General features: G+C 56.7%; 18 protein-coding genes and 1 riboswitch. Of the genes, 13 read left to right on the top strand and 5 right to left on the bottom strand.

Translation table 11 applies throughout. The features are described 5' to 3' along the window. The first annotated feature begins 108 nt into the window (after positions 1-108). Positions 109-321 (top strand): 50S ribosomal protein L31, encoded by a 213-nt coding sequence (gene rpmE / locus ACSVHP_RS21195; protein ID WP_234672948.1) that lies wholly within the window; start codon positions 109-111, stop codon positions 319-321. Between the two features lie 48 nt (positions 322-369). Here rpmE and metJ read toward each other — a convergent pair whose 3' ends face one another. Further along, positions 370-687: a met regulon transcriptional regulator MetJ gene (gene metJ, locus ACSVHP_RS21190; protein WP_007369220.1), complete on the bottom strand. Its 318-nt coding sequence runs from the start codon at positions 685-687 to the stop codon at positions 370-372. 281 nt (positions 688-968) lie between these two features. Here metJ and metB point away from each other — a divergent pair, with 281 nt between their 5' ends. From metB to katG, 4 genes are all read left to right on the top strand, one after another. Next, on the top strand, positions 969-2,129 hold the full coding sequence (metB, locus tag ACSVHP_RS21185) for a cystathionine gamma-synthase (RefSeq protein WP_234672950.1): 1,161 nt from the start codon (positions 969-971) through the stop codon (positions 2,127-2,129). Between the two features lie 2 nt (positions 2,130-2,131). Continuing rightward, positions 2,132-4,564: a bifunctional aspartate kinase/homoserine dehydrogenase II gene (locus ACSVHP_RS21180; RefSeq protein ID WP_447552890.1), complete on the top strand. Its 2,433-nt coding sequence runs from the start codon at positions 2,132-2,134 to the stop codon at positions 4,562-4,564. A gap of 225 nt (positions 4,565-4,789) precedes the next feature. Further along, positions 4,790-5,680, top strand: a complete 891-nt coding sequence (metF, locus tag ACSVHP_RS21175) for a methylenetetrahydrofolate reductase (protein ID WP_234672963.1) — start codon at positions 4,790-4,792, stop codon at positions 5,678-5,680. A 206-nt stretch (positions 5,681-5,886) separates the two neighbouring features. Continuing rightward, positions 5,887-8,067, top strand: a complete 2,181-nt coding sequence (katG, locus tag ACSVHP_RS21170; RefSeq protein WP_417315594.1) for a catalase/peroxidase HPI — start codon at positions 5,887-5,889, stop codon at positions 8,065-8,067. A 100-nt stretch (positions 8,068-8,167) separates the two neighbouring features. Here the strand turns inward: katG and ppc are convergent, their stop codons facing one another. Together ppc and argE are read right to left on the bottom strand one after the other, a co-directional pair. After that, the gene (ppc, locus tag ACSVHP_RS21165; RefSeq protein WP_234672967.1) at positions 8,168-10,819 is read right to left on the bottom strand and encodes a phosphoenolpyruvate carboxylase; all 2,652 of its coding nucleotides are present in this window, start codon (positions 10,817-10,819) and stop codon (positions 8,168-8,170) included. A gap of 305 nt (positions 10,820-11,124) precedes the next feature. Continuing rightward, complete coding sequence (gene argE, locus ACSVHP_RS21160; RefSeq protein WP_447552889.1) at positions 11,125-12,282, bottom strand: acetylornithine deacetylase; 1,158 nt, start codon at positions 12,280-12,282, stop codon at positions 11,125-11,127. An 88-nt stretch (positions 12,283-12,370) separates the two neighbouring features. Between argE and argC the strand changes: the two genes are divergently transcribed. From argC to oxyR, 4 genes are all read left to right on the top strand, one after another. Further along, the gene (argC, locus tag ACSVHP_RS21155; RefSeq protein ID WP_447552888.1) at positions 12,371-13,375 is read left to right on the top strand and encodes an N-acetyl-gamma-glutamyl-phosphate reductase; all 1,005 of its coding nucleotides are present in this window, start codon (positions 12,371-12,373) and stop codon (positions 13,373-13,375) included. Positions 13,376-13,381: 6 nt separating this feature from the next. Further along, the gene (gene argB, locus ACSVHP_RS21150; RefSeq protein ID WP_417315600.1) at positions 13,382-14,158 is read left to right on the top strand and encodes an acetylglutamate kinase; all 777 of its coding nucleotides are present in this window, start codon (positions 13,382-13,384) and stop codon (positions 14,156-14,158) included. Positions 14,159-14,232: 74 nt separating this feature from the next. Next, positions 14,233-15,606 (top strand): argininosuccinate lyase, encoded by a 1,374-nt coding sequence (gene argH / locus ACSVHP_RS21145; RefSeq protein WP_447552887.1) that lies wholly within the window; start codon positions 14,233-14,235, stop codon positions 15,604-15,606. 333 nt (positions 15,607-15,939) lie between these two features. Beyond that, positions 15,940-16,857 (top strand): DNA-binding transcriptional regulator OxyR, encoded by a 918-nt coding sequence (gene oxyR / locus ACSVHP_RS21140; RefSeq protein WP_234672977.1) that lies wholly within the window; start codon positions 15,940-15,942, stop codon positions 16,855-16,857. Here the strand turns inward: oxyR and sthA are convergent. Beyond that, positions 16,840-18,240 carry a Si-specific NAD(P)(+) transhydrogenase gene (sthA, locus tag ACSVHP_RS21135; RefSeq protein WP_234672980.1) on the bottom strand — a complete coding sequence of 467 codons (1,401 nt, stop codon included), beginning with the start codon at positions 18,238-18,240 and terminating at the stop codon, positions 16,840-16,842. The two genes, oxyR and sthA, sit on opposite strands and share 18 nt — an antisense overlap. Positions 18,241-18,436: 196 nt before the next feature. Here sthA and fabR point away from each other — a divergent pair, with 196 nt between their 5' ends. Both fabR and ACSVHP_RS21125 read left to right on the top strand, forming a co-directional pair. After that, positions 18,437-19,075 carry an HTH-type transcriptional repressor FabR gene (gene fabR, locus ACSVHP_RS21130; protein WP_014072319.1) on the top strand — a complete coding sequence of 213 codons (639 nt, stop codon included), beginning with the start codon at positions 18,437-18,439 and terminating at the stop codon, positions 19,073-19,075. Between the two features lie 10 nt (positions 19,076-19,085). After that, positions 19,086-19,445 (top strand): YijD family membrane protein, encoded by a 360-nt coding sequence (locus ACSVHP_RS21125; RefSeq protein WP_234672982.1) that lies wholly within the window; start codon positions 19,086-19,088, stop codon positions 19,443-19,445. 62 nt (positions 19,446-19,507) lie between these two features. Here the strand turns inward: ACSVHP_RS21125 and trmA are convergent, their stop codons facing one another. Next, positions 19,508-20,608 carry a tRNA (uridine(54)-C5)-methyltransferase TrmA gene (gene trmA, locus ACSVHP_RS21120; RefSeq protein WP_417315605.1) on the bottom strand — a complete coding sequence of 367 codons (1,101 nt, stop codon included), beginning with the start codon at positions 20,606-20,608 and terminating at the stop codon, positions 19,508-19,510. A 104-nt stretch (positions 20,609-20,712) separates the two neighbouring features. Next, a riboswitch (cobalamin riboswitch) is annotated at positions 20,713-21,011 on the top strand. Between the two features lie 66 nt (positions 21,012-21,077). Between trmA and btuB the strand changes: the two genes are divergently transcribed. Both btuB and murI read left to right on the top strand, forming a co-directional pair. Next, positions 21,078-22,925 carry a TonB-dependent vitamin B12 receptor BtuB gene (gene btuB / locus ACSVHP_RS21115; protein ID WP_447552886.1) on the top strand — a complete coding sequence of 616 codons (1,848 nt, stop codon included), beginning with the start codon at positions 21,078-21,080 and terminating at the stop codon, positions 22,923-22,925. Continuing rightward, positions 22,870-23,721: a glutamate racemase gene (murI, locus tag ACSVHP_RS21110; RefSeq protein WP_417315609.1), complete on the top strand. Its 852-nt coding sequence runs from the start codon at positions 22,870-22,872 to the stop codon at positions 23,719-23,721. The genes btuB and murI overlap by 56 nt, the downstream gene beginning before the upstream one ends. The last annotated feature ends 238 nt before the right edge of the window (positions 23,722-23,959 follow it).

Raw genomic sequence — 23,959 nt, 5'->3', positions numbered from 1 at the left:
TGATTCGCCGCCTTTGGTGTTATTTACGCCAAAGAACTTACATTCAACATCGCGTGGTGTCTGGCGTTAGGGCTGGAAGAGCGACGCGGCCTTTACTGAGGTTCTCCCATGAAAAAAGATATTCACCCTAAATACGAAATGATTACTGCAAACTGTTCTTGCGGTAACTCTATCCAGATCCGCTCTACCGTAGGTCACGATCTGAACCTGGACGTGTGCGGCCAGTGCCACCCGTTCTACACTGGTAAGCAGCGTGATGTTGCAACCGGTGGCCGTGTTGACCGCTTCAACAAGCGTTTCAGCATCCCGGGCGCTAAATAAGTTTCCCGAAAAAAAGGCACCGAAAGGTGCCTTTTTTGTATCCGCAAATCAGTATTCCCACGTATCCGGGTCGATACCCAGCTCACGCATAATCACTTTTGCCTCTTCCGGGATTTCATCGCTGCGTTCTTTACGCAGGTCTTCATCGTTCGGTAACGGTTGGCCGGTAAACGCGTGTAAAAACGCTTCGCACAGCAGTTCGCTGTTGGTCGCGTGGCGCAGGTTGTTCACCTGACGACGCGTACGTTCATCGGTGAGGATCTTCAACACCTTCAGAGGAATGGAAACCGTAATTTTCTTTACTTGCTCACTCTTCTTACCGTGCTCAGCGTATGGGCTGATATATTCGCCGCTCCATTCAGCCATGAGATACCTTTAATCCTCTCAGTCATTAATCTAAAGGTGCAAAACCGCATATCGTGTTGAGGGGTTCTGACCGTAATCTTGCGTAGTTTACCGTAGAGACAGTACCGTGGCACGGATATTGGCGCTGCGGCGTGCACTAAAGCATATAATTTTAACGGCTATTTGCGCATTGCTCAATCTATACGCAAAGAAGTTTAGATGTCCAGATGTATTGACGTCCATACTTTCAATGTTTACTCTGATGCCTGACTTTTCACCTAATAAGCCAGGAAGCCTTCACCATGACGCGTAAACAGGCCACCATCGCAGTGCGTAGCGGATTGAATGATGACGAGCAGTACGGCTGTGTTGTCCCGCCGATTCATCTCTCCAGTACCTATAATTTCACCGGATTTAATGAACCCCGCGCGCACGACTACTCCCGTCGCGGCAACCCTACGCGTGACGTGACCCAGCGCGCGCTGGCGGAGCTGGAAGGCGGAGCTGGCGCGGTGTTGACCAATACCGGCATGTCTGCGATCCACCTGGTTACTACCGTCTTCCTGAAGCCTGGCGATCTGCTGGTCGCACCGCACGACTGCTACGGCGGCAGCTATCGCCTGTTCGATAGCCTGGCGAAGCGCGGCTGCTATCGGGTGCTGTTTGTCGATCAAAATGATGAGCAGGCCCTGAAACAGGCGCTGGCAGAGCAGCCGAAGCTGGTGTTGGTGGAAAGTCCAAGCAATCCATTGTTGCGCGTCGTCGATATTGCGAAAATTTGTCAGCTCGCAAGGGATGCGGGAGCGATAAGTGTAGTGGATAATACCTTCCTCAGTCCGGCCCTTCAGAACCCGCTGGCGCTGGGTGCCGATCTGGTATTGCATTCATGCACTAAATATCTGAACGGCCACTCGGACGTGGTGGCCGGCGTAGTGATTGCAAAAGATCCAGACGTTGCCACTGACCTGGCATGGTGGGCGAATAACATTGGCGTGACCGCCAGCGCGTTTGACAGCTACCTGCTGCTGCGCGGTATTCGCACCCTGTCGCCGCGTATGGAAGTGGCGCAGCGCAACGCGCAGGCGATTGTTGATTTCCTGAAAACCCAGCCGCTGGTGAAAAAGCTGTATCACCCGTCGCTGCCGGAAAACCAGGGTCACGAGATTGCCGCGCGTCAGCAGAAGGGTTTTGGGGCGATGTTAAGTTTTGAACTGGATGGCGACGAGCAAACGCTGCGTCGCTTCCTGAGCGGGTTGTCATTGTTTACGCTGGCGGAATCTTTAGGCGGGGTCGAAAGCTTGATCTCCCACGCCGCGACCATGACGCACGCAGGTATGGCACCGGAAGCACGTGCCGCCGCCGGGATTTCTGAAACGCTGCTGCGTATTTCAACCGGTATTGAAGATTCTGAAGATTTAATTGCCGATCTGGAAAATGGCTTCCAGGTCGCAGCCAAGGGGTAATCATGAGTGTGATAGCGCAGGCAGGGGCGAAGGGTCGTCAGCTGCACAAGTTTGGTGGTAGTAGTCTTGCTGATGTGAAGTGTTACCTGCGTGTCGCAGGGATCATGACCGAGTATTCACAGCCGGGTGACATGATGGTTGTCTCGGCGGCGGGCAGCACCACCAACCAGTTGATTAGCTGGCTGAAACTGAGCCAGACCGATCGCCTCTCTGCGCATCAGGTTCAACAAACGTTACGCCGCTACCAGAGCGAGCTGATTGCGGGCCTGCTGCCCCCGGACGTGGCAGACGGCCTGATTTCGGCCTTTACCCACGACCTCGAACGCCTGGCGGCGCTGCTGGACAGCGGCATTACCGACGCGGTGTATGCCGAAGTGGTGGGCCACGGTGAAGTGTGGTCTGCACGTCTGATGGCGGCCGTTCTGCAACATCAGGGGCTTGAGGCCGCCTGGCTCGACGCGCGTGATTTCCTGCGCGCCGAACGCGCGGCGCAGCCGCAGGTGGATGAAGGCCTCTCTTATCCGCTGCTGCAACAGCTGCTGGTGCAGCATCCGGGCAAACGTATTGTCGTCACCGGCTTTATCAGCCGCAGCAACGCGGGTGAAACCGTGCTGCTGGGCCGTAACGGTTCTGACTATTCCGCAACGCAAATCGGCGCGCTGGCGGGCGTGTCCCGCGTCACCATCTGGAGCGACGTGGCGGGCGTTTACAGCGCCGACCCGCGCAAAGTGAAAGATGCCTGCCTGCTGCCGCTGCTGCGTCTGGATGAAGCCAGCGAGCTGGCCCGTCTTGCCGCGCCGGTTCTGCATGCGCGTACCTTACAGCCGGTGTCCGGCAGCGATATTGACCTGCAACTGCGCTGTAGCTACACCCCGGATCAAGGCTCTACCCGCATTGAGCGCGTGCTGGCCTCCGGCACGGGGGCGCGTATCGTCACCAGCCACGACGATATCTGCCTGATTGAGTTTCAGGTGCCTGCGGGACAGGACTTTAAGCTCGCCCATAAAGAGATCGACCTCGTCCTGAAACGCGCTCAGGTGCGTCCGTTAGCGGTTGGCGTGCATAACGATCGTCAGCTGCTGCAATTCTGCTATACCGCCGAAGTGGCGGACAGCGCGCTGAAAATTCTCGACGAAGCGGGCCTGCCGGGCGAGCTTCGTCTGCGTCAGGGGCTGGCGCTGGTGGCGATGGTGGGCGCGGGCGTGACCCGTAATCCGCTGCACTGCCACCGTTTCTGGCAACAGCTGAAAGGCCAGCCGGTCGAGTTTACCTGGCAGTCCGAAGAGGGCATTAGCCTGGTGGCGGTACTGCGTAAAGGGCCAACCGAAAGCCTGATCCAGGGGCTGCACACCATGCTCTTCCGCGCGGAAAAACGCATCGGCCTGGTGCTGTTCGGCAAAGGCAATATCGGCTCCCGCTGGCTGGAGCTGTTTGCCCGCGAGCAAACCACGCTGTCGGCGCGCACCGGCTTCGAATTTATCCTGGCGGGTGTGGTAGATAGCCGCCGCAGCCTGCTGAACTACGACGGGCTGGACGCGAGCCGCGCATTAGCCTTCTTTAATGATGAAGCGGTTGAGCAGGATGAAGAGTCGCTGTTCCTGTGGATGCGCGCGCACCCGTACGACGATCTGGTGGTGCTGGACGTGACCGCCAGCGAGCAGCTTGCCGATCAGTATCTTGATTTCGCCAGCCACGGTTTCCACGTTATCAGCGCCAACAAGCTGGCCGGGGCGAGCAGCACCGACAAATATCGTCAAATCCACGACGCGTTCGAGAAAACCGGTCGCCACTGGCTCTATAACGCCACGGTCGGCGCGGGCTTGCCGGTTAACCACACCGTTCGCGATCTGATTGAAAGCGGCGACAGCATTCTGGCGCTGAGCGGTATCTTCTCCGGCACGCTTTCGTGGCTGTTCTTGCAGTTTGACGGCACCGTACCGTTTACCGACCTGGTGGATCAGGCGTGGCAGCAGGGCTTAACCGAGCCAGATCCGCGCGTTGACCTCGCCGGTAAAGACGTGATGCGTAAGCTGGTGATCCTGGCGCGCGAGGCGGGCTACGATATCGAGCCAGGCCAGGTGCGCGTGGAGTCGCTGGTGCCTGCGGGCTGCGAAGAGGGGTCGGTCGATCACTTCTTTGAGAATGGCGATGAGCTGAACGACCAGATGGTACAGCGCCTGGAAGCGGCGCGTGAAATGGGTCTGGTGCTGCGCTACGTGGCGCGGTTTGAGGCCAACGGTAAAGCGCGCGTCGGCGTCGAAGCCGTGCGTCCTGAACACCCGCTGGCGGCGCTGCTGCCGTGCGATAACGTCTTCGCCATTGAAAGCCGCTGGTATCGCGATAACCCGCTGGTGATCCGTGGCCCGGGCGCGGGGCGCGACGTCACCGCCGGAGCGATCCAGTCGGATATCAACCGCCTGGCTAAGCTGCTGTAATTTCGCTTATTCCCTCTCCCTGTGCGAGAGGGGTAGGGTGAGGGCATCCCACGGCTCTCACCCTTCATCATGAATTCCCCTCATCTTCCCTGAGCAATCCTCACCGTTATTGTTGATTATTTCTGTTGACGCCAAACCGCTTTTCCGTCATTTTTACATCTGGACGTCTAAACGTATAGAAGTTCGAACATAACAAACAACGACACGCGATTGATGAGGTAAGGTATGAGCTTTTTTCACGCCAACCAGCGGGAAGCCCTGAATCAGAGCCTGGCCGAAGTAAACGGCCAGATTAATGTCTCTTTTGAATTTTTCCCGCCGCGCACCAGTGAAATGGAGCAAACCCTGTGGAGCTCTATCGATCGCCTGAGCAGCCTGAAGCCTAAATTTGTCTCCGTGACCTACGGAGCGAACTCCGGCGAGCGTGACCGTACGCACAGCATTATTAAAGGTATTAAGGATCGCACCGGGCTGGAAGCGGCTCCGCATTTGACCTGTATTGATGCGACCCCTGACGAACTGCGCACGATTGCCCAGGATTACTGGAACAACGGTATTCGTCATATCGTGGCCCTGCGCGGCGACCTGCCGCCGGGCAGCGGCAAGCCGGACATGTATGCCACCGATCTGGTCGCGCTGCTTAAAGACGTTGCCGACTTTGATATCTCTGTCGCCGCTTACCCTGAAGTTCACCCGGAAGCGAAAAGCGCGCAGGCCGATCTGCTTAACCTGAAGCGTAAGGTGGAGGCCGGAGCCAACCGCGCCATTACCCAGTTCTTCTTTGATGTTGAAAGCTATTTGCGCTTTCGCGACCGCTGCGTGTCGGCGGGAATCGACGTCGAAATCATCCCCGGCATCCTGCCCGTGTCGAACTTCAAACAGGCGAAGAAATTTGCCGACATGACCAACGTGCGTATCCCGCTGTGGATGTCCAAAATGTACGAAGGGCTGGACGACGACCCGGAAACCCGCAAGCTGGTGGGCGCCAACATTGCGATGGACATGGTGAAAATCCTAAGTCGCGAAGGGGTAAAGGATTTTCACTTCTACACCCTGAACCGCGCAGAGATGAGTTACGCCATCTGCCACACCCTCGGCGTCAGGCCCGGCGCATAAGAAAAAAACCCTCTTCGGAGGGTTTTTTGATTTATAAGGGTTTTATTTTCCTTCTAATTCAGCAATGCTGCTTTCGAGTTATAAAAGTCACGTACTTTCTAAGTGAAATTAAACGGAATTAACTATCGAATCTGTGGGTTATCCCAGCTATACCTTATCTGTGAGCGCATATATCGTAACGGTAAAATTGTAAAGGGAGCACAACGATGAGCACGTCAGACGATAACAACAACGCGACATCACTCGGAAAATGCCCGTTCCATCAGGGCGGTCACGATCAGAGTGCAGGCGCAGGAACAGGCAGCCGCGACTGGTGGCCTAAGCAACTTCGAGTTGATTTACTTAACCAACATTCCAATCGTTCTAACCCTCTGGGTGAAGACTTCGACTACCGCAAAGAATTTAGCAAGCTCGACTACTCTGCCCTCAAAGGCGATCTCAAAGCACTGTTAACCGATTCTCAACCGTGGTGGCCAGCCGACTGGGGCAGCTACGCGGGTCTGTTTATTCGTATGGCATGGCACGGTGCGGGGACCTATCGCTCCGCAGACGGTCGCGGTGGCGCGGGGCGCGGTCAACAGCGTTTTGCACCGCTGAACTCCTGGCCGGATAACGTCAGCCTGGATAAAGCGCGTCGTCTGCTGTGGCCTATCAAGCAAAAATATGGCCAGAAAATTTCCTGGGCTGACCTGTTTATCCTTGCGGGTAACGTGGCGCTGGAAAACTCCAGCTTCCGCACCTTTGGTTTCGGTGCCGGTCGTGAAGACGTCTGGGAACCGGATCTGGACGTGAACTGGGGCGATGAAAAAGCCTGGCTGACCCACCGCGATCCGGAATCCCTGGCGAAACGCCCGCTGTCCGCGACAGAAATGGGGCTGATCTACGTTAACCCGGAAGGGCCAAACGCCAGCGGCGACCCGCGCTCTGCGGCGGCGGCGATCCGTGCCACCTTTGGCAACATGGGTATGAATGACGAAGAAACCGTTGCGCTGATTGCGGGCGGTCACACTCTCGGTAAAACCCACGGCGCAGGCGAAGCCACGCACGTCGGGACGGACCCGGAAGCGTCCCCTATCGAAGCGCAGGGCCTGGGCTGGGCAAGCACCCACGGTACAGGTATTGGTGCAGATACGATCACCTCCGGTCTGGAAGTGATCTGGTCACAAACTCCGACCCAGTGGAGCAACTACTTCTTCGAGAACCTGTTCAAATATGAATGGGTACAGACTCGCAGCCCGGCTGGCGCGATCCAGTTTGAAGCGGTGGATGCACCTGAAATTATGCCAGACCCGTTCGACCCGTCGAAAAAACGCAAACCAACCATGCTGGTGACCGACCTGACCCTGCGTTTTGACCCTGAGTTCGAAAAAATCTCCCGTCGTTTCCTGAACGATCCGCAGGCCTTCAACGAAGCCTTCGCCCGCGCGTGGTTCAAACTGACGCATCGGGATATGGGGCCGATTTCCCGCTACATGGGGCCGGAAGTGCCAAAAGAAGAGCTGATCTGGCAAGATCCGCTGCCGTATCCGTTCTTCCGTCCAACCACTGAAGATATCGAAAGCCTGAAGGTCGAGATTGCCGCTTCTGGTCTGAGCGTTTCTGAGCTGGTGTCCGTTGCCTGGGCGTCGGCGTCTACCTTCCGCGGTGGCGACAAGCGCGGTGGTGCAAACGGCGCGCGTCTGGCGCTGGCACCGCAGCGTAGCTGGGACGTGAACGCCGTAGCCGCACGCGTGTTGCCTGTGCTTGAGGGCATTTATAAGTCTGCGCATAAAGCGTCGCTGGCCGATATTATCGTCCTGGCGGGCGTGGTGGGCGTTGAGAAAGCCGCGAAAGCCGCAGGTGTGAACATCACCGTACCGTTTACGCCGGGCCGCGTGGATGCGCGCCAGGACCAGACGGATATCGACATGTTCAATCTGCTGGAGCCAATTGCCGACGGTTTCCGCAACTATCGCGCGCAGGTTGACGTGGCGACGACCGAATCTCTGCTGATCGACAAAGCACAGCAGCTGACCCTGACCGCACCTGAAATGACGGCGCTGGTAGGTGGCCTGCGCGTGCTGGGCGCTAACTTTGACGGCAGCAAGAAGGGCGTATTCACCGATCGCGAAGGCGTATTGAGCAACGACTTCTTCGTGAACCTGCTGGATATGAACACCCAGTGGAAAGCGGCCGACGACTCTAACGAGCTGTTTACCGGTACCGATCGCGTGACGGGTGAAGAGAAATACACCGCAAGCCGCGTCGACCTGGTGTTTGGTTCCAACGCCGTTCTGCGCGCGCTGGCCGAAGTTTACGGCAGCAGCGATGGCAGCGAGAAGTTCGTTAAAGACTTCGTTGCGGCCTGGGCGAAAGTGATGGATTTGGATCGCTTTGACGTGAAGTAACCCATATGCCGGGTGGCGCTCACGCTTACCCGGCCTACGGGCAAAAAAATCCCCGCTGATGCGGGGATTTTTATTTACGCGATTTACTTACACGAGTCGATTAGCCGGTGTTACGCATACCTGCCGCAACGCCTGCAATCGTCACCATCAGCGCCTGTTCAACGCGTGGGTCCGGCTCTTTGCCTTCTTCTTCCGCCTGACGTGAACGGTGCAGCAGTTCGGCCTGCAACACGTTCAGCGGGTCGGTGTAGATGTTACGCAGCTGGATTGACTCGGCAATCCACGGCAGATCTTCCATCAGGTGGGAATCGTTAGCGATATCGAGCACCACCTTGATGTCGCCTTCCAGCAGCTCGCGCAGCTCTTTACCCAGCGCCCACAGCTCGGGTTTCACCAGACGCTGATCGTAGTATTCCGCCAGCCACAGGTCGGCTTTCGAGAAGACCATCTCCAGCATTCCCAGACGGGTAGAGAAGAACGGCCAGTCGCGACACATGGTTTCAAGCTCGCTCTGTTTGCCATCTTCCACCACTTTTTGCAGCGCCGCACCGGCACCCAGCCAGGCTGGCAGCATCAGGCGGTTTTGCGTCCAGGCGAAGATCCACGGAATAGCGCGCAGAGACTCTACGCCACCGGTCGGACGACGTTTCGCCGGGCGCGAGCCCAGAGGCAGTTTGCCCAGCTCCTGCTCCGGCGTGGCCGAGCGGAAGTAAGGGACGAAATCGTTGTTCTCACGCACGTAGCCGCGGTACAGGTCGCAGGAAATATCGGACAGCTCGTCCATGATGCGGCACCAGGACTCTTTTGGCTCTGGCGGCGGCAGCAGGTTCGCTTCCAGGATCGCGCTGGTATAGAGCGACAGGCTGCTGATGGTCACTTCCGGCAGACCGTACTTAAAGCGGATCATCTCGCCCTGCTCGGTCACGCGCAGGCCACCCTTCAGGCTGCCCGGCGGCTGGGAAAGCAGTGCCGCGTGAGCCGGGGCGCCGCCGCGACCAATCGAGCCACCGCGTCCGTGGAACAGCGTCAGCTCAATGCCGGCTTTCTCGCAGGTTTTGATCAGTGCGTCCTGCGCCTGATACTGCGCCCAGGATGCCGCCATCACGCCCGCGTCTTTTGCGGAGTCGGAATAGCCAATCATCACCATCTGTTTGCCCTGAATAAAGCCGCGATACCAGTCGATGTTCAGCAGCTGGGTCATGACGTCGTTGGCGTTGTTAAGGTCGTCGAGCGTTTCAAACAGCGGGGCGACGGGTAGCGCGTAGTCGATGCCTGCCTCTTTCAGCAGCAGGTGAACGCCCAGCACGTCGGACGGGGTCTTCGCCATGGAGATCACATAGGCGGCCACCGATCCTTTCGGTGCATCAACGATCGCTTTGCAGGTGTTCAGCACTTCGCGGGTTTCGTTGCTCGGCTCCCAGTTGCGCGGCAGCAGAGGGCGTTTGGAGTTCAGTTCGCGGATCAGGAAGGCCTGTTTGTCGGCTTCTGACCAGCTTTCGTAGTCGCCGATGCCGAGGTAGCGGGTCATTTCGCCCAGCGCTTCGGTGTGGCGGGTGCTTTCCTGACGCACGTCGATACGCACCAGCGGCACGCCGAAACACTTCACGCGGCGCAGGGTATCGAGCAGTTCGCCGTTGGCGATAATGCCCATTCCGCAGGCTTGCAGTGATTTATAGCAGGCGTAGAGCGGGTCCCACAGCTGTTCGTTCTGGCTCAGCAGACCTTCCGGTTTTGGCAGGCGCTGGCCTTTCAGGCGCGCCTCCAGCCAGGACTGCGTCGCCATCAGCTGGCCGCGCAGTTTTTTCATCAGATAACGGTACGGCTCGCTCGCGCCCTCTTCACCGGCCAGCTCGCGCAGCTCCGGCGTGGCTTCTACCATCGACAGCTCGGAGATCAGTACCTGAATATCCTTCAGGAACAGGTCGGTGGCTTTCCAGCGGCTCAGCAGCAGGACGTGGCGGGTGATTTCCGCCGTCACGTTCGGGTTCCCGTCGCGGTCACCGCCCATCCAGGAGGTGAAACGCACCGGCACAAAATCTACCGGCAGGCGGTAGCCCAGGTTCGCTTCCAGCTGTTCGTTCAGCTCGCGCAGGTAGTTCGGGACACCTTCCCACAGGCTATTTTCCACCACCGCAAAGCCCCATTTGGCTTCGTCTACCGGGCTTGGGCGATGTTTACGAATTTCATCGGTATGCCAGGACTGGGCAATCAGCTGGCGCAGACGGCGCATCAGCTGGTTACGTTCGTAGTCGGCAATGTCTTTGTTATCCAGCTGCTTGAGGCAGTTATTCACTTCCACCATTTTGTGGATCAGGGTACGACGGGTGATTTCGGTCGGGTGAGCGGTCAACACCAGCTCCAGCGAGAGAGACTCTACCGCTTGCTTGATAATCGCTTCGTTAAGGTCGGGCTGGTCTTTGAGTTTTCTGAGCGTACTGGCAATCACTTCCGGGTTGCTGGCCGCTTCGCCTTTCGGCGAAATACTGTGGTATTGCTCGGCGGTGTTGGCCAGATTCAGGAACTGGCTGAACGCGCGGGCAACGGGCAGCAGCTCGTCGTTAGACAGGTTCTGCAAGGTGGTGAGCAGCTCCTGACGGTTGGCTTCGTTTCCTGCACGGGAGGATTTGGACAGCTTGCGGATGGTTTCAACGCGGTCGAGGATATTTTCCCCCAGCGCATCTTTGATGGTATCTCCAAGCACTTTGCCGAGCATACTGACATTACTACGCAACGCGGAATATTGTTCGTTCATAAAAACCCAGTCACCCCATCATTTTTGTTTATGCCCAGTCGAAAATCTGTTGGACATTATTTTGTCATCTCCCTTTATAAAGCCACGTAAAACCCCCGTCGTCAATTGCTGCGAAAACGGTTCAGCAAACGAATAAATGCGGGCAATTTACGAAATTTAATTCGCTTCGCGTCAGATAAGAGATGCTTATGGGAATGTGATGGAGATCGCGGGATTTTTCCCCTCACCCTGCCCTCTCCCCAAAGGGGAGAGGGTGTTCAAATTCCCTCTCCCTTTGGGGAGAGGGTTAGGGTGAGGGGTAGTTTTTAATGCCAGCAGAAGTGATGCACGACCTGGGTAATCAGCTCGCGGGTAGGCTTGATAAAGCGGGTTTCGAGATATTCATCCGGCTGATGTGCCTGATTGATGGAGCCAGGGCCAAGCACCAGCGTCGGGCACAGGGTCTGAATAAACGGCGCTTCGGTGCAGTAGTTCACCACGTCGGTTTTCTCGCCGAGTAGTTTTTCCACCACTTCCACCAGCTGATGATCCGGCGGACATTCGTAGCCCGGGATCGGCGGATGCAGCTCGGATACCGTCAGGCGGCCCGGCCAGCGCTCGCTCACCGGGGCCAGCGCTTCATTCAGCAAGCCGTCGAGATCGCTCAGCGTCATGCCCGGCAATGGGCGAATATCCATGTGCAGTTCGCAGCAGGCGCAGATACGGTTAGAGGCATCGCCCCCGTGCAGGCTGCCGAGGTTCAGCGTGGGATACGGCACGGTGAAGGCGTCGTAGTGATAACGCTCTTTTAAATCGTCGCGCAGGGTCATGATGCGACCAATGGCGTCATGCATCAGCTCAATGGCGTTCACGCCGCGCGCCGGGTCGCTCGAATGACCGGACTGGCCCAGCACGCGCACCGCCGTTGAGATGTGGCCCTTATGGGCGCGAATCGGCTGTAACGACGTTGGCTCACCGATAATGGCGCAATCCGGGCGAATCGAGGTGTTTTCAGAGAAGTAACGCGCGCCCGCCATGCTGGTCTCTTCATCGGCGGTGGCCAGAATATAGAGCGGCTTTTTGAGCGTTTTCACATCCACGTCGCGCAGCGCGTCGAGGATAAAGGCGAAGAAGCCTTTCATGTCCGCCGTGCCCAGCCCGTAGAGCTTGTTGTCGTGCTCGGTCAGGGTGAAGGGATCGCGCGTCCAGCGGCCGTCATCAAAGGGAACGGTGTCGGTATGACCGGCCAGCAGCAGCCCGCCCGCGCCGGTGCCGGTGCCGGTGCTGGCAAGCAGGTTAAATTTATGACGTGTTCCGGGAACGGGCTGAACCTCAACGTTGAACCCAAGATCGCTAAACCAGCCCGCCAGCAGATTGATTAAAGACTCATTGCTCTGATCCAGCGCTTCTTCGGTTGCGCTGATGGACGGGGTGGCGATCAGGGCGCGGTAAATCTCGATAAATGGCGGTAAGTTCATTTTCATTGTTGACACACCTTAGGTCGTGATAGTATCAATATTCATGCAATAAATGTGAATAAAAATACATTAACGTTGAGCATAAAGGAACCCGATGTTGAATACGCTGATTGTAGGCGCTAGCGGTTATGCGGGCGCAGAGCTAGTAAGCTACGTGAATCGCCATCCACATATGACCATAACCGCTTTGACCGTGTCAGCGCAAAGCAATGATGCAGGAAAGTTAATTTCCGATTTGCATCCTCAGCTAAAGGGCATCGTCGACCTGCCTTTGCAGCCGATGTCCGATATCCGCGAGTTCACCGACGGCGTTGACGTGGTGTTTTTAGCCACCGCCCATGAAGTCAGCCACGACCTGGCACCGCAATTCCTGGCTGCGGGCTGCGTGGTGTTCGACCTCTCCGGCGCGTTCCGCGTTAACGACGGCGCGTTTTACGAAAAATACTACGGTTTCACTCATCAGCATCATGACCTGCTTGAAAAAGCGGTCTACGGCCTCGCCGAGTGGAGCGCGGATAAACTCAAAGAAGCGAACCTGATTGCCGTGCCGGGCTGCTACCCGACCGCCGCACAGCTTTCACTGAAGCCATTGATCGACGCGGGACTGCTGGATCTGAACCAGTGGCCGGTGATCAACGCCACCAGCGGCGTGAGCGGGGCAGGGCGCAAGGCCGCTATCTCTAACAGCTTCTGCGAAGTGAGCCTTCAGCCGTACGGCGTGTTTAACCACCGTCACCACCCTGAAATCACGACCCATCTGGGTGCGGACGTGATTTTCACGCCGCATCTCGGCAGCTTCCCGCGCGGGATCCTTGAAACCATTACCTGCCGCCTGAAACCGGGCGTGACCAAAGACCAGGTGAGCGAAGCCTTCACCCTGGCGTATGCGGATAAACCGCTGGTGCGTCTGTATGACAAAGGCGTTCCGGCGCTGAAAAACGTGGTCGGCCTGCCGTTCTGCGATATCGGTTTTGCGGTGCAGGGCGAACACCTGATTGTGGTCGCCGCAGAAGATAACTTACTCAAAGGTGCTGCCGCCCAGGCGATGCAGTGCGCGAATATTCGTTTTGGCTTCGCGGAAACGCAGTCTCTTATTTAAGGTGTGATGATGAATCCATTAATTATCAAACTCGGCGGCGTTCTGCTGGACAGCGAAGAAGCGCTGGAGCGCCTGTTTACCGCGCTGGTTAACTATCGCGAGTCGCACCAACGTCCGCTGGTGATTGTCCACGGCGGCGGCTGCGTGGTGGACGAACTGATGAAAGGGCTGAACCTCCCGGTCACGAAGAAAAACGGCCTGCGCGTTACGCCTGCCGATCAGATTGACATCATCACCGGCGCGCTGGCGGGAACGGCAAACAAAACGCTGCTGTCCTGGGCGAAGAAGCACCACATCGCCTCCGTTGGCCTCTATCTGGGCGACGGCGACAGCGTAAAAGTGACCCAGCTCGACGAAGCGCTCGGCCACGTTGGACTGGCGCAGCCGGGTTCGCCTAAGCTGATTAACACCCTGCTCGACGGCGGTTTTCTGCCGGTCGTCAGCTCAATCGGCGTGACGGAAGAGGGCGCGCTGATGAACGTCAACGCTGACCAGGCGGCAACCGCGCTGGCAGCAACGCTGGGCGCAGACCTAATCCTGCTCTCCGACGTGAGCGGCATTCTGGACGGCAAAGGCCAGCGCATCGCAGAGATGACGGCGGCAAAAGCCGAGCAGCTGATTGACCAGGGCATTATCACCGACGGCATGATCGTCAAAGTGAACGCCGCGCTGGATGCCGCCCGCACGCTGGGTCGCCCGGTGGATATCGCCTCCTGGCGTCACGCGGAGCAACTGCCGGCGCTGTTCAACGGCACGCCGATTGGCACGCGTATTTTAGCCTAAGTTTTTATTGAATGACCGTAGGCCGGGTAAGCGTAGCGCTACCCGGCGGAACTAACGAATAAAGGAAGCATGTTATGGCACTTTGGGGTGGGCGTTTTACACAGGCAGCGGATCAGCGGTTCAAACAGTTCAACGACTCTTTGCGCTTCGACTACCGCCTGGCCGAACAGGATATCGTCGGCTCTGTGGCCTGGTCCAAAGCGCTGGTGACCGTTGGCGTACTGACCGCAGACGAACAGCTTCAGCTGGAAGAGGCGCTGAATAATCTGCTGGAAGAGGTGCGTCTGGATCCGCAGCAAATTCTTCAGAGCGATGCCGAAGATATCCACAGCTGGGTGGAAGGTAAGCTTATCGACAAAGTTGGCCAGCTGGGTAAAAAGCTGCACACCGGGCGTAGCCGTAACGACCAGGTCGCGACCGATCTCAAACTGTGGTGTAAAGATACCGTGGGCGAACTGCTGGCGGCGAACCGTCAGCTGCAAAGTGCGCTGGTGGACACGGCGCAGAACAATCAGGACGCGGTGATGCCGGGGTATACCCACCTGCAACGCGCGCAGCCGGTGACCTTTGCGCACTGGTGTCTGGCCTATGTCGAAATGCTGGCGCGTGATGAAAGCCGTTTGCAGGATACGCTGAAGCGTCTGGACGTTAGCCCGCTGGGCAGCGGTGCGCTGGCGGGCACGGCGTATGAAATTGACCGTGAACAGCTTGCGGGCTGGCTGGGCTTTGCCTCTGCGACCCGTAACAGCCTCGACAGCGTATCTGACCGCGATCACGTGCTGGAGCTGCTGTCGAACGCCTCTATCGGCATGGTCCACCTGTCGCGCTTTGCCGAAGACCTCATCTTCTTTAACTCGGGTGAAGCCGGGTTTGTGGAACTGTCTGACCGCGTGACCTCCGGCTCGTCCCTGATGCCGCAGAAGAAAAACCCGGACGCGCTGGAGCTGATCCGCGGTAAATGTGGCCGCGTGCAGGGCGCGCTGACCGGCATGATGATGACCTTAAAAGGGCTGCCGCTGGCGTATAACAAAGACATGCAGGAAGACAAAGAAGGGCTGTTCGACGCGCTCGACACCTGGCTGGACTGCCTGCATATGGGCGCGCTGGTGCTGGACGGCATTCAGGTGAAACGCCCGCGCTGTCAGGAAGCGGCGCAGCAGGGTTATGCAAACTCTACCGAACTGGCGGATTATCTGGTCGCCAAAGGTGTGCCGTTCCGCGAAGCGCACCATATCGTGGGCGAAGCGGTAGTCGAAGCGATTCGTCAGGGAAAACCGCTGGAAGAATTGACGCTTTCCGAACTGCAAAAATTCAGTAGTGTGATTGCGGATGATGTTTATCCGATTCTGGCGCTGCAATCCTGCCTGGACAAGCGTGCGGCAAAAGGCGGCGTGTCACCTAAGCAGGTAGCGCAGGCGATTGCGGATGCGAAAGATCGGTTGATTTGATTTGATTTGTGCGGGCTGGTGCCCTCACCCCGGCCCTCTCCCACAGGGAGAGGGAGCAAAAGCTTAAAATGGCAACTTAGGTTGCCATTTTGCTTTTATCCCCGGGCTTTTTTACGCAAAAAAAATGCGGACCACGGGGTCCGCAAAAGTTCACGTTGGCTTTAGTTTTGCGAGTCTGGAGAGAGACTCGACTGACGGTACGGGGACTTCAAAGGATAAAAAAGCTCCGCCTCGTCTATGTGGTGTATTATTCAACAGAATGCTTGATAGGGATAATCGTTCGTTGCTATGCTATCTATCGCCATGAACTATCGTGGCGACGGAGGATGAATAATGAATATTCGTGATCTTGAATACCTGGTGGCGTTAGCCGAGCATCGTCATTTTCGCCGCGCGGCAGATTCCTGCCACGTCAGCCAGCCTACGCTTAGCGGGCAAATCCGCAAGCTGGAAGACGAGCTTGGTGTCATGCTGCTGGAGCGCACCAGCCGTAAAGTGCTGTTCACCCAGGCGGGTCTTCTGCTGGTGGATCAGGCGCGCACCGTGCTGCGCGAGGTCAAAGTGCTCAAGGAAATGGCAAGCCAGCAGGGGGAAGCAATGTCCGGCCCGCTGCATATTGGCCTGATCCCAACCGTTGGCCCGTACCTGTTGCCGCACATCATTCCGATGTTGCACCAGACCTTCCCGAAACTCGAAATGTACCTGCATGAAGCGCAAACCCATCAGCTGCTGGCGCAGTTGGATAGCGGCAAGCTCGACTGCGCGATCCTGGCGCTGGTGAAAGAGAGTGAAGCCTTTATCGAAGTGCCGCTGTTTGATGAGCCGATGATGCTGGCGATCTACGAAGATCACCCGTGGGCGGACCGCGATCGCGTCCCAATGGCCGATCTGGCGGGCGAAAAACTGCTGATGCTGGAAGACGGCCACTGCCTGCGCGATCAGGCGATGGGCTTCTGTTTTGAGGCGGGTGCGGATGAAGATACCCATTTCCGCGCAACCAGCCTGGAAACGCTGCGCAACATGGTGGCGGCGGGAAGCGGTATTACGCTGCTGCCTGCGCTGGCCGTACCGCGCGAGCGGAAACGCGATGGCGTGGTCTATCTGCCGTGCATCAAGCCTGAACCGCGTCGTACCGTCGGGCTGGTGTATCGTCCGGGTTCACCGCTGCGCAGCCGCTATGAGCAGCTGGCAGAGGCCATCCGTGGTTCAATGGATGGCCATTTCGACAGCGCATTAAAACAGGCGGTTTAAGCCGTTAAGCGCCGCTACCCGGTAGGCTTCTGCCATTGTCGGGTAGTTAAAGGTGGTGTTAACGAAGTACTCAATGGTGTTGCCACCACCTTTTTGCTCCATTATCGCCTGGCCGATATGAATGATTTCCGCGGCGCGTTCACCAAAGCAGTGAATACCGAGGATCTCTTTCGTATCGCGATGGAACAGGATCTTCAACGTTCCCACGCTCATCCCCACGATTTGCGCGCGTGCCAGATGCTTAAACTGAGCACGACCCACCTCGTAAGGCACCTTCATTGCCGTCAGCTGCTGTTCGGTTTTCCCCACAGAGCTAATTTCCGGAATGGTGTAAATCCCGGTCGGAATATCTTCAATCAGATGCGCCGTGGCTTCGCCTTTTACCAGCGCCTGCGCCGCAATGCGCCCCTGATCGTAAGCCGCAGAGGCAAGGCTTGGATAACCAATCACATCGCCCACCGCGTAAACGTGCGGCAGCGCGGTCTGGTACATGCTGTTGACCTTTAACTGGCCGCGGCTGTCGGTTTCCAGCCCGATGTTGTGCAGCTGCAATGAATCGGTGTTCCCGGTACGGCCGTTGGCGTACAGCAGGCAGTCGGCTTTCAGCTTCTTGCCGGACTTCAGGTGCATGATCACCCCGTCGTCGCAGCCTTCGATTTTCTCGTACTCTTCGTTGTGGCGAATAACCACGCCGCTGTTCCAGAAGTGGTAGGAGAGAGAATCTGACATCTCCTGATCGAGGAACGCCAGCAGACGGTCGCGGGTGTTGATGAGGTCAACTTTGACCTCCATTCCCCGGAAGATCGACGCATATTCGCAGCCAATCACCCCCGCGCCATAGATGATGACGTGGCGTGGCTCGTGGTGCAGGCTGAGGATGGAGTCGCTGTCGTACACGCGCGGGTGCGAGAAATCTACGTCGGCCGGATGATACGGGCGTGAACCGCAGGCAATCACAAACTTCTCTGCCGTAAGAGTTTCAACGGAGCCGTCGTGACATTCGAGCGCCAGGGTGTGTTCATCAACAAAGTGGGCGTTACCCTGCAAAATCTCGCAGTGATTACGCTCGTAGAACCCCTGACGCATCCGCGTTTGCTGATTTATCACGGTATCCGCGTGATTCAGGATGTCGGCAAACGAGGAACGAAGAAGTCGGGAATGGTCGCTGTAGAGAGGGTTCTGGTTAAATTCAATAATACGGCTAACGGCATGGCGGAGGGCTTTGGAAGGGATGGTGCCCCAGTGGGTGCAACCGCCGCCAACATTATGGTAGCGCTCTATCACCGCTACTCTGGCTCCCTGTTTCACCAGACCCATAGCAGCGCCTTCGCCGCCGGGTCCGGAACCAATAACTATTGCGTCGTAATCGTAGGAATGTGGCATGGCAAGGCTTACCTGTTCTTATACATAAAAGCAACAGAATCATAACATCATTGCCAGAGTAACCCAATTATCGTTGTGCTTTTTTCGCGCAGTGGAGCACAAACCGCACGTAAACAATCATTCACAAAGCAGGGTAAACAGATTAATTTTATTCTCTGGTATAGTGCCAGCAGGCCTTTGGAAGGATTCAACTATCGTGATGGGCGTAAGAGCACAACAAAAAGAGAAAACCCGGCGTTCGCTGGTGGAAGCCGCATTCAGTCAGCTGAGTGCCGAGCGAAGTTTTGCCAGTTTGAGCCTGCGCGAAGTCGCACGCGAGGCCGGGATTGCGCCAACGTCTTTCTATCGTCATTTCCGCGATGTGGATGAACTGGGTCTGACTATGGTCGACGAAAGCGGGCTGATGCTGCGCCAGCTGATGCGCCAGGCGCGCCAGCGAATCGCGAAAGGCGGCAGCGTGATCCGCACTTCCGTATCGACCTTTATGGAGTTTATCGGCAATAACCCCAACGCGTTCCGCCTGCTGTTGCGTGAACGTTCCGGTACATCTGCCGCGTTTCGTGCCGCCGTCGCGCGTGAAATTCAGCACTTCATCGCGGAACTTGCCGACTATCTCGAACTCGAAAACCATATGCCGCGCGCCTTCACCGAGGCGCAGGCAGAAGCCATGGTAACCATAGTGTTCAGCGCGGGTGCCGAAGCGCTGGATGTGAGCGTTGAACAACGTAAGCAACTCGAAGAGCGACTGGTTTTGCAGCTCCGGATGATTTCCAAAGGTGCGTATTACTGGTATCGCCGTGAACAAGAAAAGTTGGCACATCAAACCGATGAGTGAAGGGTGAGTAATGAAACAGTCAGGTCAGGATAAAGGAACGTTGTTGCTGGCATTGATCGCTGGCTTATCAATCAATGGCACGTTTGCAGCGTTTTTCAGCTCTATCGTCCCATTCTCTTTGTTCCCGCTGATTGCGCTGGTGCTGACGGTCTACTGTCTGCATCAACGCTATCTGAACCGCACTATGCCGGTGGGGTTGCCGGGGCTGGCCGCGGCCTGCTTTATATTAGGCGTGCTGTTGTATAGCACCGTGGTGCGCGCAGAGTACCCGGATATCGGATCAAACTTCTTCCCGGCGGTACTGTCCGTCGTGCTGGTGTTCTGGATCGGCTCGCGGATGCGCAGCCGCAAAACTCAGCTGCCGCAGTAGAGGCTTTTGTAGGGCAGGTAAGCGAAGCGCCACCTGCCAAAAACGCTTATCCGGCCTACCGATCACCGTGCGGTAAGTAAAACGCCGCACTCCATGTGGTGCGTATACGGGAACTGATCGAACAGCGCCAGACGTTCAACCTTGTGCGTCTGGCTTAACGTTTCCAGATTCTTGCACAGGGTTTCCGGGTTGCAGGAGATATAAAGAATGCGCGGGTACGCCTGCACCATCTTCTCTGTTTCGCTATCCAGCCCGCTGCGTGGGGGATCGACAAAAATAGTCTCGCACTGGTAGCTCTTCAAATCGATTCCCTGTAAACGGTTAAACTCACGAACGCCGTTCATCGCCTGGGTAAACTCTTCCGCCGCCATACGAATGATTTGCACATTATCAATGTGGTTGGCCGCGATGTTGTACTGCGCGGCAGCAACGGACGGTTTGGCGATTTCCGTCGCCAGCACGCGGTCAAAGTTACGCGCCAGCGCCAGCGAGAAATTCCCGTTACCGCAGTACAGCTCAAGCAGATCGCCCGTTGACCCTTCGGTCGCCTTCAGCGCCCACTCCAGCATCTGCACGTTCATCGCCGCATTCGGCTGGGTGAAGCTGTTTTCCACCTGACGATAAATCATCTCTTTACCCGCCACCGGCAGACGCTCGTCGATGTAATCCTGGTCGAGCATGATTTTGGTCTTTGTCGCACGGCCAATCAGGTGAACGTTGATGTTCTGCGCACGCAGCGCATCGCGCAGCGCTTCTGCCTGCTCGCGCCACTCGTCGTTCAGCGCTTTGTGATAAAGAAGGGAGACAATGGCCTGATTGCTTTGGGTGGTCAGGTAGTCAATCTGGAACAGCTTGTTGCGCAGCACGGGGTTGTCGCGCACGCCGTCCATTATCAGCGTCATTAACTGGTTAATCAGCTCGCTCGCCGCCGGGAAACTGTCCACGCGGATACGGGATTTTGTCTGCTGATCGAAAATGATGTGGTACAGGTCGTCACCGTCATGCCAGATGCGGAATTCGGCGCGCATGCGGTAATGGCTGACAGGGGAGCGGAACACCTCGGGAACGGGCGCGTTGAAAGGCGTCATCATACTTTGCAGGCGGACTACTTTCTCTGCCAGCTGCGCGTCGTACTGTTCTGTCGGGAGGTGTTCGGGGGTCATGATGCGTCCTGAGTGATAATGAATTACGCGGGGATTGTAGGCATTGTTCAGGGGATGTCCAGATTTAATGCCTGGCGGCTGTCTGGACATCTATACGTGTCTAATTGTAGCATTCTGTTTCCGGTCTCCTGAGAGTGAAAAGGGAATCCAGTGCGAATCTGGAGCTGACGCGCAGCGGTAAAGACTGGCGGGATGAGAGTTAAAGACACTGCTATATACGCGCAAATCATTCAAGTTGCATCAAGGCGGCAAGCGAGTGAATCCCTGGGAGCATAGAAAGCTATGTGACTGGGGTGAGCGAGTGCAGCCAACGCAGAGGCAGCTTGAAGGATGACGCGAGTGGGAAGTCATCATCCACTAAACGCCACCTAGCCCGAAGACCTGCCGGGATCACGTCGCATTTGGTTTTGTCATCGCGTGCTATAGATGAAGCCTGCGGCATCCTTCTTATATTGTGGATGCTTTAACAATGATTAAAAAAGTATCGCTGTTGACGGCGCTATCCGTCACGGCATTTTCGGGCTGGGCGCAGGATGGCGCAGACTCGTTGGTGGTGACAGCAAACCGTTTTGAACAACCTGAAAAAACCGTACTGGCGCCGACGTCCGTCGTCACGCGTGAAGATATCGAACGCTGGCAGGCAAAAAGCGTTGAGGAGATCATGTCTCGTCTGCCGGGCGTAGATATCGCCCAAAGCGGCGGTCGGGGCGCCTCCGCGTCTACCTTTATTCGCGGCACGGAATCCCGTCACGTTCTGGTACTGATTGACGGCATTCCGCTGAACAACGCAGGGATCAGCAACGTTGCCGATCTCAGCCAAATTCCCACTTCTCTCATCCAGCGTATCGAGTACATTCGCGGGCCACGCTCTGCGCTGTACGGCTCCGACGCGATTGGCGGCGTGATCAACATCATCACCGGGCGCGACAAGCCGGGCGCGGAAGTTTCGGCGAGTGTTGGCTCAAAGGGCTATCAAAGCTACGACGGCTCTTTCCAGCAGGTGCTGGATAAAACCAAAATCACTATTGCGGGTAACTATACCTACACCCGTGGTTTTGATATTGGCGCGAAAGACGCCCCGCGCCAGCCGGATCGCGACGGCTTTATGAGTAAATCGCTGTACGGCTCAGTGGAACAGCAGTTCACCGACAGCGTGAGCGGATTCTTCCGCGGCTTTGGCTACGACAACCGCACGGCCTATGACGGTTACGACCATTACACCGGATTTACCCCCGATGGACGCCCGGATACCCGCCAGCTCTACAGCCAGAACTGGGATACAGGGCTGCGCTATAGCCAGGGTATCTTTAAGTCTCAGCTGGTGGCCGGTTACGGTCGCAGCAAAGACCAGAACTATGACCCGAAAAAGGGCCGCTACGCTGATTCCGCCACCATGGATGACGTTAAACAGTACACCACGCAGTGGCTGAATTCGGTGGAAGTGGGGCACGGCAACATTGGCGTGGGGCTGGACTGGCAGAAGCAGAAGACGCAGGCCGGTACGGGCAACATGAAAAATGGCTATGAGCAGCACAACACCGGCGTGTTCCTCTCGGCCATGCAGCAGTTTAACAGCGTTACCCTGGAAGCGGCGGCGCGTAACGATGACAACTCCAGCTTCGGCGACCACGGCACCTGGCAAACCAGCGCGGCGTGGGAGTTCATCGACGGATATCGCATTATCGGCTCTTACGGCACGGCTTATAAAGCACCGACCATGAGTCAAATCCACAGTGAAGATTACGGCAACCCGAATCTTAAGCCAGAAGAGAGCAAGCAGTGGGAAGGGGGCTTTGAAGGCTTAACCGGCCCGGTGACCTGGCGCGTGACGGGCTATCGTAATGACATCGATAACCTGATCGGCTATGACGCGAACTATCGCTTCTACAACGTGAACGAAGCCCGCATTAAAGGGGTTGAAGCCACGGCGCAGTTCGACACCGGCCCGATCGGTCATCAGATTTCCTACGATTACGTCGACCCGCGTAATGCGAAAACCAACGAAGTGCTTGCCCGTCGCTCTAAGCAGCAGGTGAAGTATCAGCTGGACTGGCAGGTGTGGGATCTCGACTGGAACCTGGCCTATCGTTATCTGGGGACCCGCTATGACGTGGCGGTCGATCCTGATACCTACGCCACAGAGCGTGTGAAAATGGGCGGCGTCAGCCTGTGGGATGTCGCAGTTTCATATCCTGTCACCTCTCACCTTACAGTTCGTGGTAAAATAGCCAACCTGTTCGATAAAGATTACGAGACAGTTTATGGCTACCAAACTGCACGACGGGAATACACCTTGTCTGGCAGCTACACCTTCTGATCCGCGTCCCACCGTGCTGGTGTTTGATTCCGGCGTCGGTGGGCTTTCAGTCTACGATGAGATTCGGCATCTCCTGCCGGATCTCCATTACATTTATGCCTTCGATAACGTCGCCTTTCCTTATGGAGAGAAGAGCGAAGAGTTTATCGTTGAGCGTGTTGTTGAAATCGTCACCGCAGTTCAACAGCGCTATCCCCTGGCGCTGGCGGTCATTGCCTGTAATACGGCAAGTACAGTATCCCTTCCTGCACTTCGCGAAAAATTCCCGTTCCCGGTTGTCGGCGTAGTCCCTGCGATTAAACCGGCCGCCCGTCTGACGGCGAACGGCATTGTCGGTCTGCTGGCAACGCGCGGTACGGTGAAGCGTCCTTATACGCGTGAGCTAATCGACCGCTTTGCGAATGAATGCCAGATTGCGATGCTTGGATCCGCCGAGCTGGTGGAGATGGCAGAAGCGAAGCTGCACGGGCACGCGGTTCCGCTGGAAGAGCTACGCCGTATTCTGCGCCCGTGGCTGCGTATGCAGGAGCCGCCGGATACTGTCGTCCTGGGATGCACACATTTCCCTCTATTACAGGAAGAGCTTCTTGAGGTTCTGCCTGAGGGAACGCGTCTGGTGGATTCCGGTGCGGCAATCGCGCGTCGCACGGCCTGGCTGCTGGAACATGAAGCGCCAGATGCAAAATCGTCTGATGCTAATATCGCGTTTTGCATGGCGACAACCCCTGAGACTGAACAACTTTTACCCGTTCTACACCGTTATGGCTTCGAAACGCTCGAAAAACTAGCGTTGTAGCACGGTTTTGAGCAAAAAAGAGGCGGTTGAAAGTTTTTTTTAAAAGAGGGGTTGTCAACGTCTGAGAACTCCCTATAATGCGCCTCCACTGACACGGAACAACGGCTTACAGGCCGCCGGGTTAGCGGGGTTCAGCGATGAACGCCGACAGAGAAAAGCGAAAATAATTGCTTGACTCTGAATGAGGAAAACGTATTATACGGGACCTCGTAACGGTGAGCGAAAGCCGCGTTGCACT

The organism is Enterobacter sp. 186315, assembly GCF_053290175.1.
Note: the sequence above shows the minus strand (reverse complement) of the source record. Positions and strands in the feature narration are given on the sequence as shown.

Excerpts from the sequence above, each read along its gene's own strand:
- rpmE (WP_234672948.1), top strand. The coding sequence starts at position 109 with ATGAAAAAAGATATTCACCCTAAATACGAAATGATTACTGCAAACTGT.
- metJ (WP_007369220.1), bottom strand. The coding sequence starts at position 687 with ATGGCTGAATGGAGCGGCGAATATATCAGCCCATACGCTGAGCACGGT.
- metB (WP_234672950.1), top strand. The coding sequence starts at position 969 with ATGACGCGTAAACAGGCCACCATCGCAGTGCGTAGCGGATTGAATGAT.
- ACSVHP_RS21180 (WP_447552890.1), top strand. The coding sequence starts at position 2,132 with ATGAGTGTGATAGCGCAGGCAGGGGCGAAGGGTCGTCAGCTGCACAAG.
- metF (WP_234672963.1), top strand. The coding sequence starts at position 4,790 with ATGAGCTTTTTTCACGCCAACCAGCGGGAAGCCCTGAATCAGAGCCTG.
- katG (WP_417315594.1), top strand. The coding sequence starts at position 5,887 with ATGAGCACGTCAGACGATAACAACAACGCGACATCACTCGGAAAATGC.
- ppc (WP_234672967.1), bottom strand. The coding sequence starts at position 10,819 with ATGAACGAACAATATTCCGCGTTGCGTAGTAATGTCAGTATGCTCGGC.
- argE (WP_447552889.1), bottom strand. The coding sequence starts at position 12,282 with ATGAAAATGAACTTACCGCCATTTATCGAGATTTACCGCGCCCTGATC.
- argC (WP_447552888.1), top strand. The coding sequence starts at position 12,371 with ATGTTGAATACGCTGATTGTAGGCGCTAGCGGTTATGCGGGCGCAGAG.
- argB (WP_417315600.1), top strand. The coding sequence starts at position 13,382 with ATGATGAATCCATTAATTATCAAACTCGGCGGCGTTCTGCTGGACAGC.
- argH (WP_447552887.1), top strand. The coding sequence starts at position 14,233 with ATGGCACTTTGGGGTGGGCGTTTTACACAGGCAGCGGATCAGCGGTTC.
- oxyR (WP_234672977.1), top strand. The coding sequence starts at position 15,940 with ATGAATATTCGTGATCTTGAATACCTGGTGGCGTTAGCCGAGCATCGT.
- sthA (WP_234672980.1), bottom strand. The coding sequence starts at position 18,240 with ATGCCACATTCCTACGATTACGACGCAATAGTTATTGGTTCCGGACCC.
- ACSVHP_RS21125 (WP_234672982.1), top strand. The coding sequence starts at position 19,086 with ATGAAACAGTCAGGTCAGGATAAAGGAACGTTGTTGCTGGCATTGATC.
- trmA (WP_417315605.1), bottom strand. The coding sequence starts at position 20,608 with ATGACCCCCGAACACCTCCCGACAGAACAGTACGACGCGCAGCTGGCA.
- btuB (WP_447552886.1), top strand. The coding sequence starts at position 21,078 with ATGATTAAAAAAGTATCGCTGTTGACGGCGCTATCCGTCACGGCATTT.
- murI (WP_417315609.1), top strand. The coding sequence starts at position 22,870 with ATGGCTACCAAACTGCACGACGGGAATACACCTTGTCTGGCAGCTACA.